The sequence below is a fragment of the Psychrobacter sp. CX18 genome, from assembly GCF_057396215.1.
This window is the reverse complement of record NZ_JBXYJH010000011.1, coordinates 60,587-78,044: the sequence shown is the minus strand read 5'-3', so window position 1 is coordinate 78,044 and position 17,458 is coordinate 60,587. Positions and strand designations below refer to the sequence as shown.

Here is a 17,458-nt window from a genome sequence, read left to right as displayed (position 1 = left end):
TCTAATGTTATTTATTGAAGAGACCTCGCCACCACCATTCTATCAAGATCAGCTGACGCAAGAGCAACGTGTTCAGTTGGATAAATGGTTTATTGGACACCGTTCACAGCGTTATTATCTAAAGCGTTTTGCACAGTTCGATACTCAAGGCTACTTGTCGCCTAAGTGGAATTGGGCTGCCTTTTTTGTGACCTTTGGCTGGCTGCTATATCGAAAGCGCTATTTGGACTGTATTGTCTATACCATTGCTGGTTGGTCGTTTATTCAGCTCAATGTCGTCATAATATTAGTGGCATTCGAGTTTGCCTTTATGTCGTTTGTACCGGATGTTTATCAAATGGCGACACGGATATTGATTGCCATGCTTATTTGGATATTTTGGGCGGCAATGGTGGCGCGCTGGGCGGATGCTTATTATTACCGGATGGCGCGTCGAGAAATAGCAGATGTACTGGCCGACTATCCTCGAGAGCCAAAAAGACAACAGGCGCATTTACAAAGAGAGGGCGGCGTCAGCGTGGTTGGTATGGGGTTTGCTTTTGGGCTGTTCAGTTTTTTATTGATGGTGATCTATCAGCAATTTTTGCCCATATATGCTCAGCCGAAAGAGAAAGGCATTATCAATGACACCTTTGTGGCTACCCGTATCGCAACTACTTATGTAGAGGAGAGGTATCAAGGTAGGGGAGACTGTCCCGTAGAAGAACGTTTTGATAATTTACCTGCCAAATTAAATGATAATTTAAATGAAACTGCGAATAATTATTTAAGCTTAGAGGTGGTGCAGCAGCCCCCTGCACTTGGCAATAGATCCAGTAGTTGTGCCCTTATAGCCCGTATACAAAATGTGCCATTTCCAAATCGTAATTTAAATGGACAGACTTATATTATGTATCGCTCAGCAGATGGCAATAATGAGATTGAACCTAACAATGGCATATGGCGCTGTGTGACTTCTCTGAATAAGAAGCAAAAGCCTCACATTTGCCAAACTGAATAACTTAAGCTAAATAAATCTCATTCTCAACTCTTAACGTAGGCTGTGGCTTTAACCCAGCATTTTTGATTAAAGGTCTTAATTTGCTGGGCTAAAAGCACCAGCCTACAGTGAATTATAATAAGTTGAGAGCAGGTTAAATAACCTTAAACTAAATAACCTTAAACTCAATAACCTTAAACTAAATAACAGACAGGTCAGTCAATGCGGTTTCTATCATTCGCTTTTTATAGCCTTATTTTAAGTCGCTATATTTATTGATACCAACTGCCGTTTCAATATCCTCTAAATCAAGTTTTTTACCTTCATCATGGTCAGAGTCGAACAGACTCTCAAGCTCCATCATCGAGGACTGAACCGATTCTATCAGTTTGGCTTCATCTTCATAGATCGCTTGCTGTTGATTTAGCAGCTTATCATCATAATCACGGAACGCTTTAATGGTCTCACGTGCTTTGTCAGGAGACATGCCTAGTATTTCAAGTGATTCACGAGACATATCCAATGATGATAGGTAAGTCTCACGCCATATATGGGTAATCCCTATTTCCCGCAGGCGATAAAAGTGGTTACGGTTGCGGGCCCGAACCAGTATCTTAAGATTAGGATAATGATTATGCAAATATTGAGCGGTGGCTATGGAGCGTTCAACATTATCAATGGCGATAATGAATACTTTGGCTTTATCGATGCCAGCGGTGCGCAATATCTGAGGGTTTTGCGGATTTCCATAATAGACTTGGTTACCAAACTTGCGCACGAAATCAACTTGGTTAGCTGAGCTTTCAATAGCGGTGAATTCGATATTGTGCATCCGCAGCACCCGTCCGATAATTTGCCCAACACGACCAAATCCAGCGATAATCACAGGGTGCTCGTGATCTGGAATGCTGTCATATTCTCTATCGGGCTGACGTTTTGCAAATCTAGGCTCACCAAACTTCTCTAATAGTAAAAATCCAATGGGTGTTAGCGCCATTGATATCGTGACAATGAGTGTCAGTAGGTTAGCGTACTCTTGATTTAACACATTTTGATTGGCAGCGGTACTGAACAAGACGAAGGCAAATTCACCACCTTGGGCCAACGTCACCCCCAGTCGAATACTCGTCGGCAAACGATTGCCTAATAGCCGTGCAATAATACTGATGACACCAAATTTGATCACCATTAATACGATGGCTGCGCCGATGATTAGTATAGGATGAGCCATTATAAGCTTCACATCCGTTAGCATCCCGACGGACATAAAGAACAGCCCTAATAATAGGCCTTTAAATGGTTCAATACTGGCTTCAAGCTCATGGCGATATTCCGAGTCAGCTAATAGCACCCCTGTTAAGAAAGCGCCCAATGCCATCGACAGACCAATCTGACCCATCAAAATGGACACACCCATCACGATAAAGAGTGCCACAGCGGTTAATAATTCGTTGGCACCGCTTAACGCGACGAATTTGAAAAAGGGGCGGACGACGTAACGGCTGACGACAAATAAACCACCAAATACGGCGACCACTTTTGCAAAATACATGATGTCATACGTTTGCTCACGCACCCCAGATAAAAAGGGAATGACTGCTAATAAAGGGATGACCGCAATATCTTGGAACAGTAAGATGGTAAAAGCTTCACGCCCGTGAGTGCTGGATAGTTGCTCTTTTTCTGTCAAAACTTGTAATACAAAGGCGGTAGAGGACAGTGCCAGTCCAAAACCAACTATAAAAGCGGTATCTAGTCTTAAGGGGCTAAACTGATATAACAGTCCCATGAGTAATAGCCCCGTTACCCCGACTTGCAGACCACCGAACACAAATATTGAATGACGTAATGCCCAAAGACGTGAAGGTTGTAGCTCCAAACCAATGACAAACAGGAGCATGACCACCCCGAACTCGGAAAAGTGCATCAAGCTTTCTGCATCACCGGCCACATCTAATACACTCGGTCCTAGCAATAGCCCCGTAATTAAGTAACCTAAGACGGTGGAGATATGAAGTCGCTTACCTAGAGGCACTAATAACAGTGCCGCCCCTAAAAATATCGTGACTTGTAGCATTAGGCTAGGTTGGACAACGGAAGCTGCGAGCATGTAGGGTCCTTATATATGGTGCATCTTCAAGGAGCAAAGAGACTCTTAGGTTTAAGTCTTGAAGGATAAGTCTTGAAGGATAAATAAAATGTAAGGCTCTGTCTATTTAAAATATGCCCATTTAGAGTCTGTCTTTTTGAAAGTTGCCTAGTTAGGGTCCGTTTATTTCTTCTTATAAATTTTCCATGTGCCATTATCGGCAAGAGGATGGCTGTAAGCATCATTGCGACGTTTACGAGGTTTTTGGCGGCTATCGACAATTTTGAAATTAGGCAGTGCTTGGACTATCAAACCCGTACGGTAAAACCTGATACGTTCTGGGTCAAGCAGCTCTCCCTTATTATCACGACAAAATACATAAGCACGTAGATCAATAAACTCTCGATGAGCGACTAAACGTGCCGTTTCATCGTGTTGAAATACTTTCTCAAGCTTGAGAAATTCAGACTCTGTAAATTCACCGCATTTATCAATTAAGGCGCCCACCGAACCAAAGTTTTTGGATTCTTTGGCACGGGTTTTGGTTAAATGCAGACGTTGAACATTATAAATAAATTGTGGTATCTCTAAGCTTGCGGGTAGCGGTAAATTATCTGGGGGAAGGTAGGCCGCAGGATAAAATTGCAATGCACGCTCAATAAAAGGCTGCCAACGCTTATGATAGGCGGCCACCTCATCATGATTGCCCATATAGATCGGCATATCTCTTACTTGAGAGAGTATATCAGGTGGGAATTGGTCATGACGAAAGGCTGCAATATCCGCCTGAAGGGTAGACAATAATTCTTTAGCGTGTTTCTTCCCCTCCTTGGATAAAGGATCTTGGATTATTTCTTCTGGAGCGACGAAGGGTGCAGAGCGTCTTGACATAATTGCTATAGGTTCATTATTAAGAGGATTAAAACCATGGTATCATAACCAGATAATTTAACTGAAATTAGTCTTTGGTATAACGAGGTTCAAGAAGTGACTAACGGTAATCAAAAAATATTAGTTAGTGATGCGAGTTGTTTTTGAATAATCCTATTTTTGTTTTGAGCAACTAGATAATCATTTTTAATAACCAGATAACTTTTTAATGAACCAGAAAACTTTTTAATGAAGCAGACAACTTTTTAATTATTAAGATAATATTATTCACTTTTTCAGTAAATTAATAGTTATTTTATGACAACAGACCTCAATAGGTCTTAAACAAACAGACCCTAATGTTAACAACCTGTATGCATAGCTAAAGTTGGTCAGTTTTAGATAGAAATAACCAATAGGAAGTTGTGCAAACAGGTTCTAAATATAATCATCAAGAATTCTGATTTTAATTCAATCATTAACACCTTGTAAAACCAAGTGAGATAAGCAATGTCCATGAAACCTGTCGTCGCCCTAATCGGCCGCCCGAATGTGGGTAAATCGACAATATTTAACCAAATGACCAAATCCCGTCAAGCCCTAGTAGCTGATCTATCAGGCTTAACCCGTGATAGACAGTATGGTGACGCAACGTATAATAACAAATCATTCGTTGTCATTGATACAGGGGGTATCGGTGAGGCTGACGATGGTCATGGCAGTATCGATGACTATATGTCAGCTCAGTCGCACACCGCTATACATGAAGCAGATATTTTAGTATTCGTGGTTGACGCAAGAGCTGGCATGATCGGCGCTGATGCTGAAATTGGTAGAATGCTTCATACTCTTGGTAAACCTGTGTTTTTAGTTGCCAACAAAATTGACGGAGTACATGATGCTGCCCCTGCAGAGTTTTATGCCTTAGGTTTGGGTGAGCCGTATCCTATGACTGCCAGTCATGGCCGCGGTATAGGTAATTTGCTTGAAGACTTAACAGCAGATATGCCTGAAGATGTTGAAGATGAAGCACATGATGGGCTTAAGCTTGCGATAATCGGGCGTCCAAATGTTGGAAAATCGACCCTAGTAAACCGAATGTTAGGGGAAGATAGAGTCGTAGTCTATGACATGCCAGGGACGACACGAGATAGTATTTATATCCCATTTGAGCGTAATGGCAAAAACTATGTCTTGATAGATACCGCAGGGGTACGTCGTCGCGGACGTATTGATGAGAAAGTTGAGAAGTTCTCCGTCATTAAAGCCTTACAAGCAATTAAAGATGCCAATGTTGTTATCGCCGTCATTGATGCGCAAGAAGGGATTGTTGATCAAGACTTGCATATGCTGGGTTATGCCCTTGATGCGGGCAGAGCTATGGTCGTTGCGATCAATAAATGGGATGATCTTCATGAAGATAAAAAAGAGATGGTGCGTATAGAGCTTGACCGCCGTTTCAACTTTATACCGTATGTCAAAGTGCATTTTATTTCTGCCCTGCACGGTACCAATGTGGGTAACTTATATCCGTCGATTCATAAAGCGTATGAATCTTCGATGTTTAAAGTATCTACTAACCGTTTGACTCAGATTTTGGAAGATGCCGTATCCGCTAATCCGCCTCCCATGTCAGGTGGTCGCCGAATTAAACTCCGTTATGCCCATTTAGGGGGTCATAACCCACCAGTTATTGTTATTCATGGTAATCAGACTGGGTCATTACCAAAAAGCTATCAACGCTATTTGGAAAATGAGTTTCGTAAAGTGTTTAAGCTTGAGGGCACGCCGTTAAAGGTTGAATTTAAACTCAATACCAACCCTTATGCCGGTAAGAAAAAACCATCGACGAAGACAGTGAGACCGGGTGTTTCAGAAGCCCGTGCCAAAAGACGTAAGATGAAGTATAAAAAAGGCTCGCATAAAAGATAGTCTTGCATAAACGATATACAACAATCTTACGATAGTTAGCCAACGACTAAACGGTTACGGTGTTAACCTCTCTAAGCCTTGTTTAGTAGTACTTTCGCTCGGTTGCCTTTTCACCATAGTAGAGCTCTTCGACTCTACTTTATAATAAAAAAAGGGACTGTCCATGGACAGTCCCTTTTTTTATGTTTATTTAAGCACAAAAGGCATGACTTTTAGAATTTAAAATATCATTCGTTAAAATAAGTCACTGAAGAATTTTACAATATGTTGCCAAGCACGTTTCATAATACCTGATTTAGCCACATCTTGAGTGGCGACGATTGGTACAGAGGCCACTGATTTACCATCAACCACTGCCATCATTTTACCGATCTCTTGACCCTTAGCAATAGGGGCCTCAATGTCATCAGAGATATTTACGATTGAGCTTACTTTATCCTTTTGAGTTTTGGCAATCAATACTTTTAAGGCTTCGCCGGTAGCAACTTTAACACTGTCTGTCTCACCAAAGCTGACAGGGACGGTCTGAACAAATTGATTTGCTGGCGACAAGACGACAGTATCAAAATGCCCAAATCCCCAGTTTAATAGCTCACGCGATTGATCCGCCCGTGATTGCATGCTATTACTACCCATAATAACGGATATTAAACGCATATCTTCACGTTTGCTAGAGGCCACTAAGCAGTAACCGGCAGCATTAGTATGACCTGTTTTTAAGCCATCTACTGTAGAATCTGTTAGCAATAAGGCGTTACGATTACCTTGTGTAATATTGTTATAAGTGAACTCTTTTTCTGAATAAATCTTATAATAATCGCCACCTTGCTTGATGATTGCGCGAGCCAAAATCGCTAAATCGCGAGCCGAAGCGACATGACCTTCAGCGGGCATACCAGTCGCATTAACAAAGTGGGTATTGGTCATACCAAGTTTTTTGGCCTCAGCATTCATAAGCTGCGCAAAGGCCTCTTCACTACCGGCAATATGTTCTGCCATTGCTTTAGAAGCATCATTACCAGACTGAATAATAATGCCTCGAAGCATATCAATGACAGAGGCCGTTTTATTGACCGGCACATACATGCACGACTCACTACTGCTACCACGACACCATGCATTTTTACTCATAAGGACTTGCTCGTCCTCTTTGAGATCACCTGACATTAACTTATCTTCAATGATATGACTCGTCATCATTTTGGTCAGTGATGCAGGAGGTAGCGGTTCATCAGCATTCTTTTCCGCCAGTATTACACCAGTATCATAGTCCATTAAGATGTAAGCTTTATTATCCATTTCAGGCGGACTAATAGTTGCTGCTAAGGATGTACTGGATAACAGTAGGACAGTAGAGCCTATAAACAAAGACTTAAGGGAGGTCATCGGTGAGGTTGAGTTGGTTTTATCTTTAGTTGAGGGAAATAGTTTAGTTGCAAAAGCAGTCATATCTAAGACACCGTATTTGGTCATAGGTTATTCAGTATATAGATCAGTAGAAAGAGCGCTGGGCAGTTAAAGCGGATGTGGTTGGTCTAGAATAATAAGACGCATAATCACAGTTGGCTGACTTCCGTAGCTGATTGATAATATTTGACTACATCTGAATGAATCTAAATTAGGAGTAAAGGTTTAATGCAATAGCGTACCATGGAAGAGGTCACTATATGCTTTAGGTATCATATATCATCCCCTACTATAAACCAGTCGCGCTCTATAAGCGACAGGCAAATGCCTGTAGGGTTAAATAAAAGTGTATATTAACAAATTGTACAAATCGGTTAAACCGTTAAATGTAGCAATGACTAGAAATATCGTCAGCGTACTACTATTTAACGGTATTAAATTAATAAAGACCTTACTTGAACCTCTCAAGATCATAAAAAAGGTCAGTTCTGGTGTGAACTGACCTTTAGATCATCATACTAACAATGTGTTAGTCATAATGGTGAGTCGGTTAACTAGATCTTAGCGTTAGCAAGGTCGGTGCATAGGGCTAAATTTTCTTCACGAGAAAATCCCATTGTCCAACTGCGCATGCTTGATAAAATCTCTTTATAGTCTTGTTGAGTCGACAAATATTGGATAGCGGCTTTAGGGTTATCAATTGAAGGCAACATTTGTTTTAATTCATAGTTATAGGCTTTATAAAAATTAGATTTTTGCTGTTGGTTCAACATTGGCGGACATACTTCAGACAATACTTGTAGTACCGCTATTTCATGCTTGGTTGCTGTTGCACCCGATAAATCTACTGGATAAGTTGCTTCAGGAGCTGCTTGCGCCGCAATAGAGGTAAATAAAGCGCCGGTACTCACTAAAGCAGTCAGTAAAAATTTACGTGATGCGGTTTTCATAGTGTTATTTAAAAAGTTAGAGGTAAGATTTTTCATAATATTCATCGTCATCTTATTAAGTTATAAGGAATTTGTCGAAACCAAAAATATTTCTTTGTATTTCTTTAACACAGTCATTCATCATTAAGGCGAATCTTAGAGAGTCGTTAAAAACAATACTCTTCAAAAGCAATACTCTTTGAAGATGTCATTTGAACGGTACTTATAGCTTATCATTCGTAAAGTGGTTCAATATATAGTTTGCTGATGATAGCTTGCACGTTATAACTTGCACCTTATAAAAAGTAGCTTTGCTCAATTAGGGTCTTTTTTCAATCTAGTAATTAATCTAGAAAATAGCATTTTTTAGAAAATCACATTAAAATGGAAAACCACATTTAAATGAGTGCTGAACTTATAGTATTCGTATATTAAGGTATATTATGACATGAACAATCCGCTTAGTTGTGAAGCAACTGTGACGCTAATTTTATAAAGCGTAACCCATATTGCTACAATAGTGATAATTATCAATATCATAAAATAGTCACAAATATTTCATTCATATTCTGACAAGTTATACAAAGTAGTATTTTAACAGCTCTAAACAAATTTACCCTAACCAAACCTATATGCAGTGTAAAGAAACGTTGTAATAAGACGTCTTTAATCAATTTATTTAATTTGACACTACAGCTTAATTACGATTTGCAAAATTCTACCTTTCATAGCGTCTCATAGCGTCGCAATTATACTTTTTTTAGTGTTGCGGTTATACTTTTAATGGAAATTTGAACCTCACAGACAAGATATTCATTGATAAGATAGTAAAGAGGATTAAATGTAGCGGTTAAGTGAATTCTATAAAAATATCTGCTAAAAAATGCTAATACTATTTGATTAAGAAATAAAACGTTTGATAGACAGTATTTACTATTATATTAGGCTCTTGATATAGTAAACTCACTCAATCAATCATTATTAACTCAGCAAAATTAAGTCAGCGAATTTCAGTCATCGAATGGTTAGTATGTTAGAGTAAGAGCCTATATTTGCAGCCTACAATGCGCTATTTTAATCTAAAATAAATTACTGCTTCGTTATTATTAGGATTAAAGAGAATGACCATTTAACCCAAGTGTTTAATTTAAGGGTTTCGCATATTGTCTTCATTTATTTTAAAAGTTTCCTAAACTAAGCTGATTCAAACTGATACGGTATACATGTTCTAAATACTGGTTCTGCATACAGATTCAGAATAATAAGTTTAGTGCTAAAATTTGATCTCATTTATTTTAATAAATTTAAATCCATTTCCTATTCCAATTTATTTACCCTTGTCATATTGTATTTTTTAGGAGTTATTCATGTCTAACACAGTAATAATAGACAGTACCACAACAAAACCTGACAGATTATTGAACAACCGATCTGCAAAGATGAAAGGTCTAGCATTTGCTGTCTTAGGCGGGGTGTTAATGGTATCAGGCTGTGCGACTAAACCTACCTATCAAGCTACTGGACCTAAAGTCTTATTAGATGCTCGAGGGGTGCCTAATTTTTATAAGGTTAAATCGGGAGATACCGTCAGTCATATCGCTGCCCAATATGGTTTAAGTTATCGTCAGATTGGTGCTTTAAACCGTTTAGACAGTAAGTATACAATCTATGCAGGTCAGTGGCTTAAGCTTTGGGAAAGTGGGGCGTCGTCACCTGCTGTTGCCAATAACAGACCCGTTAATACTCGTCCTAACAACTCAGTTCAAACTGCACCTCAGACAGCTAATAATAATACCTCTAACTTTCCTGATACCGTTAGCTCTACCCAAGGTTATGGGTATCCTAGTAGCAATCCTGTCATCAAAAACTTTGATGCTAATGCAGGTGAGATGAGTATGTGGTTTGAGGGTCGAATGGGAGACCCTATCGTGGCCAGTAAGGGGGGATATGTGTTATATGCGGGTAATGGATTACCTGAGTACGGCAACTTAATTATGATAAGACATGATGATACATATATTACGGTCTATGCCCATAACAATGAGCTTTTAGTCAAAGAGGGCGATCAAGTGCAAGCGGGTCAGCGTATCGCAACGATGGGCAGTAGCGGACAGACCAATCAGGTTGCTTTACAGTTCCAATTAAGACAGAACGGAACACCTATCGATCCCCGTGCTGTTTTAGGTCTCTAAGTTATTTACGCTACTAACTTACGCTACTATAAGCTATTTACGCTACTATAAGTTATTTACGCTACTATAAGCTATTTATGCTACTAAATTGACCGGCTTTATCATTGACGGTAAAAAACACCCTATCAATTTATTTAATAGGGTGTTTTTTTATTCATTAGTGTTTCAAAAAGCAAGCTCATATCAGATAATAAATTATGGCAGTATTTATCCTAAACTCTGCTTATTTATATATCAAACGTAAGCAAATCGTTAAAACAAAAGCTACTTAAAGACCTGAATAAAAGCATTAGCCCGTAATTCTTGTAACCAATCTTCTTGAGCCTGAGGTGCCAAACGTTGGAATAAGATGTCACGGGCTTGATTACGCTTAATCGTATCGCTAACGTCTTTTTCACGCATATCCTCTACCTTTAAAATATGCCAACCAAATTGTGACTTAAAGGGAGTAGAGTAATCACCAGTAGGCGTACGTTTCATCATCTCTTCAAACTCTGGCACCATTTGACCTTCAGTAACCCAGTCTAAATCTCCACCACGTCCTGCAGAGCCTGGATCATCTGAATAAGTTGCCGCAAGTGAGGCAAAGTTAGCATCACGGCGTAACTGCTCATAGAGATCATTTATTTTTTGTTCTGCAAGAGCGTCGTTATTGAGATTGTCAGTTTTCACCAGGATATGTCGTACCTTCCATTGAGGAATAACGGTATTTTCATCATTACGGATGTCTACCAGCTTGACAATATCGATACCTGCTGGGGTAATGTTAGGCTGAGTAACCTCGCCTATATTTAGTTGGGTGATTTTCGAGGCAATATCAGTGGGTAGTCCAGCCGCTTCATGAAACCCCATATCGCCCCCTTGCACAGGCGCAATGTAGTTTTTGGCAATACCTGAGCTTAATTGATCTAAAACGTACTGGGCATCATTGCTGGTCTTAAGTAAGTTTTGGGTTTGTTCAGCAATTTGCATTGCTTGTTTCTTTTCGTTTTCAGTAATGCGGCTATAATCATCACTAAAAGGCACGCGAATATGAATGGTGCGATATTCAGCGCGTTTGAGTCTTTGTGCTTCAGGAGATGCTAGAAAAGCATCTACATCTTGCTCTGTAATACGGACACGACTTGATATTTGACTTTGTTGTAAAGCCTTTAATGACTCTTCTTCAGCGATTTGGGCTCTTAAATTTGCATAGCTGCCAGGTTGCTTGGCATCCAAAGTTTGTTGTAACTGAGATAGGGAGGTCAGTCCTTGAGATTGTGCGATGCGAGCAAGACTTTGATCAACAGCATTCGCATCTGGACGGATACCTGCTCTTTGGACGATGTTTAACTGAAGCTGGCGCATAATTAGACTATTTAGTACATCATTTTGCAGCTGCTGTGCACTAGGAACAGGTTGACCACTGGCTTTAATACGGGCTTGGGTCGAGGCAATAGCGGCGCTTAAATCACTTTTTAAAATAGGCGTATCATTAACGACTGCAATGATACCATTAGTGCTTTGTGATACGGAGATAGGTGCTTTATCGATAGGTGCTTGATTCATTTGAGTAGCTGTATCCGCAGCCTGTGCGCTTACCGCCATAACACTTATAAGCGACGTGACTAATACAGTCTGAATTCGCATTTTTGAAACCAAAGTATCGGTAACCGTATTGAGTGTCAAGGTGAGATTGTCTTGAGTCACGCTTCGCATAGTATTGAGTAGGGTCATAATTAGCCTGTATTAACGTGAGTAATTTAACTTAAATGAGGTATAAATAATTGATTCGTATATTAACTATTGAGTGAATAAATAATAGGTGTTCGATATCCTTTTGATATCCTAGCGCTTCCAGAGATTATCGACTGGCTCAAAGCCCAATATTTTACTATCTAGATGCTTGCTTAAGCGGCTTTTCCTATCACCAAACCCATTAATTCTAAATTCAGCCATAATGGCTCTGGTTGGTTTATCTTCTAAATTAAGATCATTATAGTAACTACGACCATAAATTGAAAATCCATAACAACAATCTTCATAGTCAAAGCCGAGTGTCGAGTCGATAAATTTGCTATTGCGATTATCAAACTGCCCTTGCCCTAAAAAGCGCCAATGACTGGTAATAGGAACAATGGCCGAAGCTGTCAAAGCAGATAATTTAGATTGATTGGTTAATTTATCTTCTTTACGTTCAACCACTCCAAGATTTATCAAACTGCTAGGCGTAGGTCGATAGCGCACTTGGCTGGCAATATAATTAAGATCATTATCTGAATTTAGCGCCCCATTAAAGTCAAACCATAAGTTACGATAAGGTTGCAGGCTAGTTTGCCATGCAACCCCAGTGGCATCAGAATTAAAGGTATCTTCATTGGTGTTTAAAGTGACTTTTGGTTTATCTAAGAAAAATTGATCACCAATACTACCATCAAATCGGGTTATCCCCATAGCATCAATGTAGCGATAATTTAAGCCTACTGCAAGATTATTATTATCTGCAATACGGTCATAACCTAAAAACCAACTGTCAGCAAAAAGTTGATCGTAATCATAGGACGCAATTCGAGTATCAAAATTTGGTAACGTGCTTTGATTCTCATAAGGGGAATAACTATATTTAGCTCTAGGCGTCAATAATTGGTATCCCCCTAATGAATGATCAAACCAACCGAATGGTGAACCCGCTTGATAAAAGTTCAACCCTGAATCAATACTAAACCTCGGTACCAATACAGATTGATCATTATCATCTTCTGAAATATTATTATCAATACGGCTTTCTTCATCAAATGCAGTATACAGATGTTGTAAACTGACTTTAGGTGTGACATAACCCCAACTGTCTTGTAAAGGATAGCTGGCATTAATCTCGTTATACATACGTATGCCGCTTCTCTCATTGTCAGAGCCATCTTTAATGGATTTCTTAAAGTAGGCTGAGTCATGTACACCTGAGATTAAGAAATTATCTAACACATTATTCATTGGAGGAAGGCGATAGTCGATAGACAGTTGTGGCAAACGAGAGTAGGGTTTGTCTTTATCGGCAATGACATTACCTTCGGCATCTACAGCCTTCAGGCTTTGAAACGTTTCTAACTTAAGCTGGGCATTGAGATAATCATCGTAATAATTGACTCGGGCACGGCGTGGTAGATTTAACCGATTATCCACCAAACCAAAATCATCAAAGTCATTTAAATAGTAGGGGTCTGATACATAGCTGTACAAGGCATCTGCGCTGAGTCTGGGTATGTTCTTTGAGGTCCAATTATGCTCATAAAAGACAGCAGATCTGCTCTCATCATTGTACTGCTTGTCATTTGGCAAATAAGAGGACGTTAGTCGCCCACTACCATAATCCTCTGTCAAATAACGCACCTCACCAGTGAGCATAGGATTGCGATTGCTATAAACATCTGTGGTTAACGTAGCGTCATAGTTAGGCGCTAAGTTAAGATAGTAGGGGATACTTACTTTGATACCACTGTCACTATCAATACTAGCACTGGGCGTCAAAAGTCCAGTACTACGACGTCCATCTACTGGGAAATTAAAATAAGGCAAATATAACACAGGGACATTACCTAAACGGAACGTAGCATCATAAGCTTCACCGCGACCACTGTCTGTATCAATATCGATATGTTGAGCTTCAATCTGCCATTTACGATTGGTAGGTGGACAAGTTGAAAACATAACTTTATCAAGCGCAAAATGACTGTCATCTGCTTTATTTAAAGTTTTGGCGTAGCCATGAGCCTGCATTTGTACACTGGCAAACGCCACATCATGAGCGGTTGCTTGACTATTTTTGGTATTGTAGGCTAGCGCATCAGCGACCACAATCATTCCCGGATTATCAAGGTTATCCGTTTTATTAATGGCCAAGCTTTCTAAATCTTTAGGTTTAGAAGGTGTGTTGACAGAGCCTGAATCGGAGAGTAAAACGCCCCCTCTAGCACCAGAGATACCAGATTTTAAATCTAGTGCCATTTGATCGGCAGTAATGAGTTTTCCATCCTGCATGACCTTGACATTACCTGCAAGCTCAACATAATCCTCGTTATCATAATAGCCATAGTCAGCTTGAGCATGTAGGGGAAGACCATTAGCAAGCGATAATCCATCTTCTCGCTGCGCCCGTTGCACCGCTTGGATATAGTCTGCATCTGCACCTGCAGCACTGGGCGTAACCCACACCCCTTCACAGCGGTAAGCGGCGCTATCATCTAATTGGTAATTAAAAATATTAGCAGCCGCAACTGGTGCGGTGGCTTGAGCATCAATTACATTTGTTGTATTGAATGCATTAGATGCATTAATAGTATTGGTTACGTTCTTAGATTCTGAAGTAGTCTCTAAACGGCTTCGCAGTTCATTAGACTGCTTTTGATAAAACTGTGACAAGCGGGATAGACTTTTTTGAACACTGTCTTCTTCAAAACTTGACGAGAGCGATTTTGACTCATTCACTCTTTGTTTGATATTAGTCACAGAAGCATTCGTTTTTTGATTGAGAGTACCAGTGGTTTGGACGGTAGAGTCAGTATCAACCGAAGTCTCATTTTGACTATTTGCACTAGAGCTATTTGCAATAGAATAATTAGGATTAGAGCTATTGGGACTTGAGCTATTGGGACTTGAGCTATTAGTACTACTGTCTGATACCGTTTGAATTTCTGTATAGGTATCGGTATCTTGCACCCTTGGCTCACCTATGTTAGGCGTATTAACGAGGTCAAGGGTTATAAATTCATCTTCTTCATTTGTATCAAGACTATCATTGATAGCGTCAGTATTTTTCGTAGTCGCGCCAGTGCTCATATCAACTGAGTCATTGACAACATCAGACGCAAAGTTTAAAGACGAGTTTACGTCTGCTTGAGGGCTAACAATAGCACCATAAGCACTAGGTACGCTTATCAGCAAAGGTAAGCTAATAGCTAAGCGAGTTGTCGTGTGTGGATGGCGAGAAAACTCACGGCAAGCACGCAAAATACTGCGATAGAGTTGCGAGTACAGCAAAGGAATACCTTATTAAATAGTGTTGGGTTGATATTTGAAGTTTTTATTGTCTAAAATTGAACGTTTGACGATCTGATGTTTCATTTATGTCATTTATTGACTTTTTTGAACCTATTAGTTGAACTATGAACAGAGTCTAAAGCATATTAATCTTTCTTTTAAAGTCTAAAATAGCGTTGCTTTTGAAGGCATGTAGTGAACATACTTATCCGTCATCTATTATAGACGTTATTCTCTAATTTTATTCTGGAGTTTTAACGTGGCTTTTGACGTCTGGTCTGGTATGTTACGTTATACGAAAATAACATCATACAAAAATATCATAAAAATTAGCTAGCCAACTTGCTAAATCTTCTAAGGTATATCTTATCATAGTCAAAAAAAGGCAAATCGGCTACACTATACGCTTTAAAAATCTTATTTGGTTACTATTCTAGTGTCTTTATGCAATGTTTAGGAGAGTATTTTAATACTAATTCTCCTACCAAGGCTAGTGTTTAACGGTCAAACTTTTATTATGTGTATTGACCCTAAGCCCTTATTTAAATTTCTCACTCACTTCATAAGCCCCTCTACTATGAATAATATTGACTCAACAATGTCTCAGCCTAATCAAAATACGATTAATCAATCCACGCCCTATTCTATGGAGGATTATCACACCAAGCAGCGTTATGAAAAGCTGATTCACTTTATTAACAGTGTGTTTGACAATCAAAATTATCGCATTGAAAGCTTGCCTGGAGATGCCAGCTTTCGCCGTTATCATAGAATAGTTTTACAGTCAGAAAAACAAGGTAATGAGACCAGTCAAACAACTGCTTTGGATCCAAGCTATATTGTCATGGATGCGCCACCAGAATTAGAGTCTATTGAAAGCTTTGTGAGAATTGATGAGTTAATGGCGCCAAAGATTAATGTGCCAACGTTATTAGCCAAGGATGTGGAACAGGGTTTTTTAGTCCTGCAAGACTTTGGTAGTATTGAATTTGCCCATTTAGTAGCCGATGCTAAATCTAAACAGAACAACGGCAGGGTCGATGAGTTATACCATTGGGCGATTGATACTATACTTAATTTGCAGTCACTTGACGTAAATGAGGCTCAGCGACACTTTGATGTGCCAGATTACGATGCTGCGACACTCCAACGTGAAATGGACTTGTTTAGTGAGTGGTTTTTACCGTATATAGGGGTATCGCTTGAGAGTGAGATCGTCAGTGAGAAAGATAGAGTCAGTACGGATAGTTTCAGTACGGATAGTGTCAATACGAGTAGGTTAAGTGAAGACATGGTTATTTGGCAAAATTTCACACAAGGTTTAATTGACTTGATATTAAAGCAACCAACAGTGGTTGTGCATAGAGACTATCACAGTCGTAATTTGATGCAAGATCAATATCATAGTAATAAACTAGGTGTGATTGATTTTCAAGATGCTTTAATTGGTAGCTATACTTATGACCTTGTCTCCTTAGTACGTGATGCTTATGTGGATTGGACCGATTCACAGATTGAGAACTGGATTGAATATTATTGGCAACAAAGAAAGCAACTTGGTTTAGCGCTTCCAGAGACCTTAAGTGAGTTTGCGAATGATGTTAATTTAATGGGGGTGCAACGCCATCTGAAAGTCTTAGGGATTTTTGTAAGATTAGCGAAGCGAGATGGAAAGTTACGCTATCTTGCAGATATTCCAAAGGTTTGGCGGGACCTTATGGTTGAAGTCCAAAGTCTCGCACAATGTGACGGCAGTGATCAAAAAAGTGCAGAGATTCAAGCGCTCGTACAGCCGTTTGCCCAATGGTTAACTCATAAAGTTGAACCAAAATTTAATACAGCCGTTTGGTCTGCATAAATGTGTCATCAAAATATTGAATGAGATGTTATCAATAATCTCGTAAATTTTACAACGTATAATATAGTCGAAGCACTCTGAAAGGGTGACAAGGAAACCGAGCGTAAGTACTACTAAAGTAGGCTTAGCGAGGTTAACACCGTAACCGTTTAGTCGTTCACTGACTATATTAATAATTTTAAGGTTAAC

General features: G+C 39.5%; 10 protein-coding genes. 4 read left to right on the top strand and 6 right to left on the bottom strand.

Features of this window, described 5'->3' with window-relative positions; translation table 11 throughout:
* Nucleotides 1-4 precede the first annotated feature (4 nt).
* Nucleotides 5-1,000 (top strand): DUF2628 domain-containing protein, encoded by a 996-nt coding sequence (locus tag AC2SLT_RS09510; RefSeq protein ID WP_486547422.1) that lies wholly within the window; start codon nucleotides 5-7, stop codon nucleotides 998-1,000.
* A gap of 232 nt (nucleotides 1,001-1,232) precedes the next feature.
* Here the strand turns inward: AC2SLT_RS09510 and AC2SLT_RS09505 are convergent, their stop codons facing one another.
* Both AC2SLT_RS09505 and AC2SLT_RS09500 read right to left on the bottom strand, forming a co-directional pair.
* Nucleotides 1,233-3,089, bottom strand: a complete 1,857-nt coding sequence (locus AC2SLT_RS09505; protein WP_486547421.1) for a monovalent cation:proton antiporter-2 (CPA2) family protein — start codon at nucleotides 3,087-3,089, stop codon at nucleotides 1,233-1,235.
* A 162-nt stretch (nucleotides 3,090-3,251) separates the two neighbouring features.
* Entirely contained in the window at nucleotides 3,252-3,959 is a 708-nt protein-coding gene (locus tag AC2SLT_RS09500) for a hypothetical protein (protein WP_486547420.1), read from the bottom strand.
* A 489-nt stretch (nucleotides 3,960-4,448) separates the two neighbouring features.
* On the opposite strand from AC2SLT_RS09500, the gene der reads away from it, so the two are divergent.
* Entirely contained in the window at nucleotides 4,449-5,870 is a 1,422-nt protein-coding gene (der, locus tag AC2SLT_RS09495; protein ID WP_486547419.1) for a ribosome biogenesis GTPase Der, read from the top strand.
* Nucleotides 5,871-6,104: 234 nt separating this feature from the next.
* On the opposite strand, the gene AC2SLT_RS09490 is transcribed toward der, so the two are convergent.
* Together AC2SLT_RS09490 and AC2SLT_RS09485 are read right to left on the bottom strand one after the other, a co-directional pair.
* Nucleotides 6,105-7,256 (bottom strand): D-alanyl-D-alanine carboxypeptidase family protein, encoded by a 1,152-nt coding sequence (locus AC2SLT_RS09490; RefSeq protein ID WP_486547514.1) that lies wholly within the window; start codon nucleotides 7,254-7,256, stop codon nucleotides 6,105-6,107.
* Between the two features lie 575 nt (nucleotides 7,257-7,831).
* Nucleotides 7,832-8,263 (bottom strand): MCR_0457 family protein, encoded by a 432-nt coding sequence (locus tag AC2SLT_RS09485; protein ID WP_486547418.1) that lies wholly within the window; start codon nucleotides 8,261-8,263, stop codon nucleotides 7,832-7,834.
* A gap of 1,310 nt (nucleotides 8,264-9,573) precedes the next feature.
* On the opposite strand from AC2SLT_RS09485, the gene AC2SLT_RS09480 reads away from it, so the two are divergent.
* On the top strand, nucleotides 9,574-10,398 hold the full coding sequence (locus tag AC2SLT_RS09480; RefSeq protein ID WP_486547417.1) for a LysM peptidoglycan-binding domain-containing M23 family metallopeptidase: 825 nt from the start codon (nucleotides 9,574-9,576) through the stop codon (nucleotides 10,396-10,398).
* A gap of 264 nt (nucleotides 10,399-10,662) precedes the next feature.
* Here AC2SLT_RS09480 and AC2SLT_RS09475 read toward each other — a convergent pair whose 3' ends face one another.
* Nucleotides 10,663-12,114 carry a peptidylprolyl isomerase gene (locus tag AC2SLT_RS09475; protein ID WP_486547416.1) on the bottom strand — a complete coding sequence of 484 codons (1,452 nt, stop codon included), beginning with the start codon at nucleotides 12,112-12,114 and terminating at the stop codon, nucleotides 10,663-10,665.
* 111 nt (nucleotides 12,115-12,225) lie between these two features.
* On the bottom strand, nucleotides 12,226-15,411 hold the full coding sequence (locus AC2SLT_RS09470; RefSeq protein WP_486547415.1) for an LPS-assembly protein LptD: 3,186 nt from the start codon (nucleotides 15,409-15,411) through the stop codon (nucleotides 12,226-12,228).
* A 577-nt stretch (nucleotides 15,412-15,988) separates the two neighbouring features.
* Between AC2SLT_RS09470 and AC2SLT_RS09465 the strand changes: the two genes are divergently transcribed.
* Nucleotides 15,989-17,269 carry an aminoglycoside phosphotransferase family protein gene (locus AC2SLT_RS09465; RefSeq protein WP_486547414.1) on the top strand — a complete coding sequence of 427 codons (1,281 nt, stop codon included), beginning with the start codon at nucleotides 15,989-15,991 and terminating at the stop codon, nucleotides 17,267-17,269.
* Nucleotides 17,270-17,458: the final 189 nt, after the last annotated feature.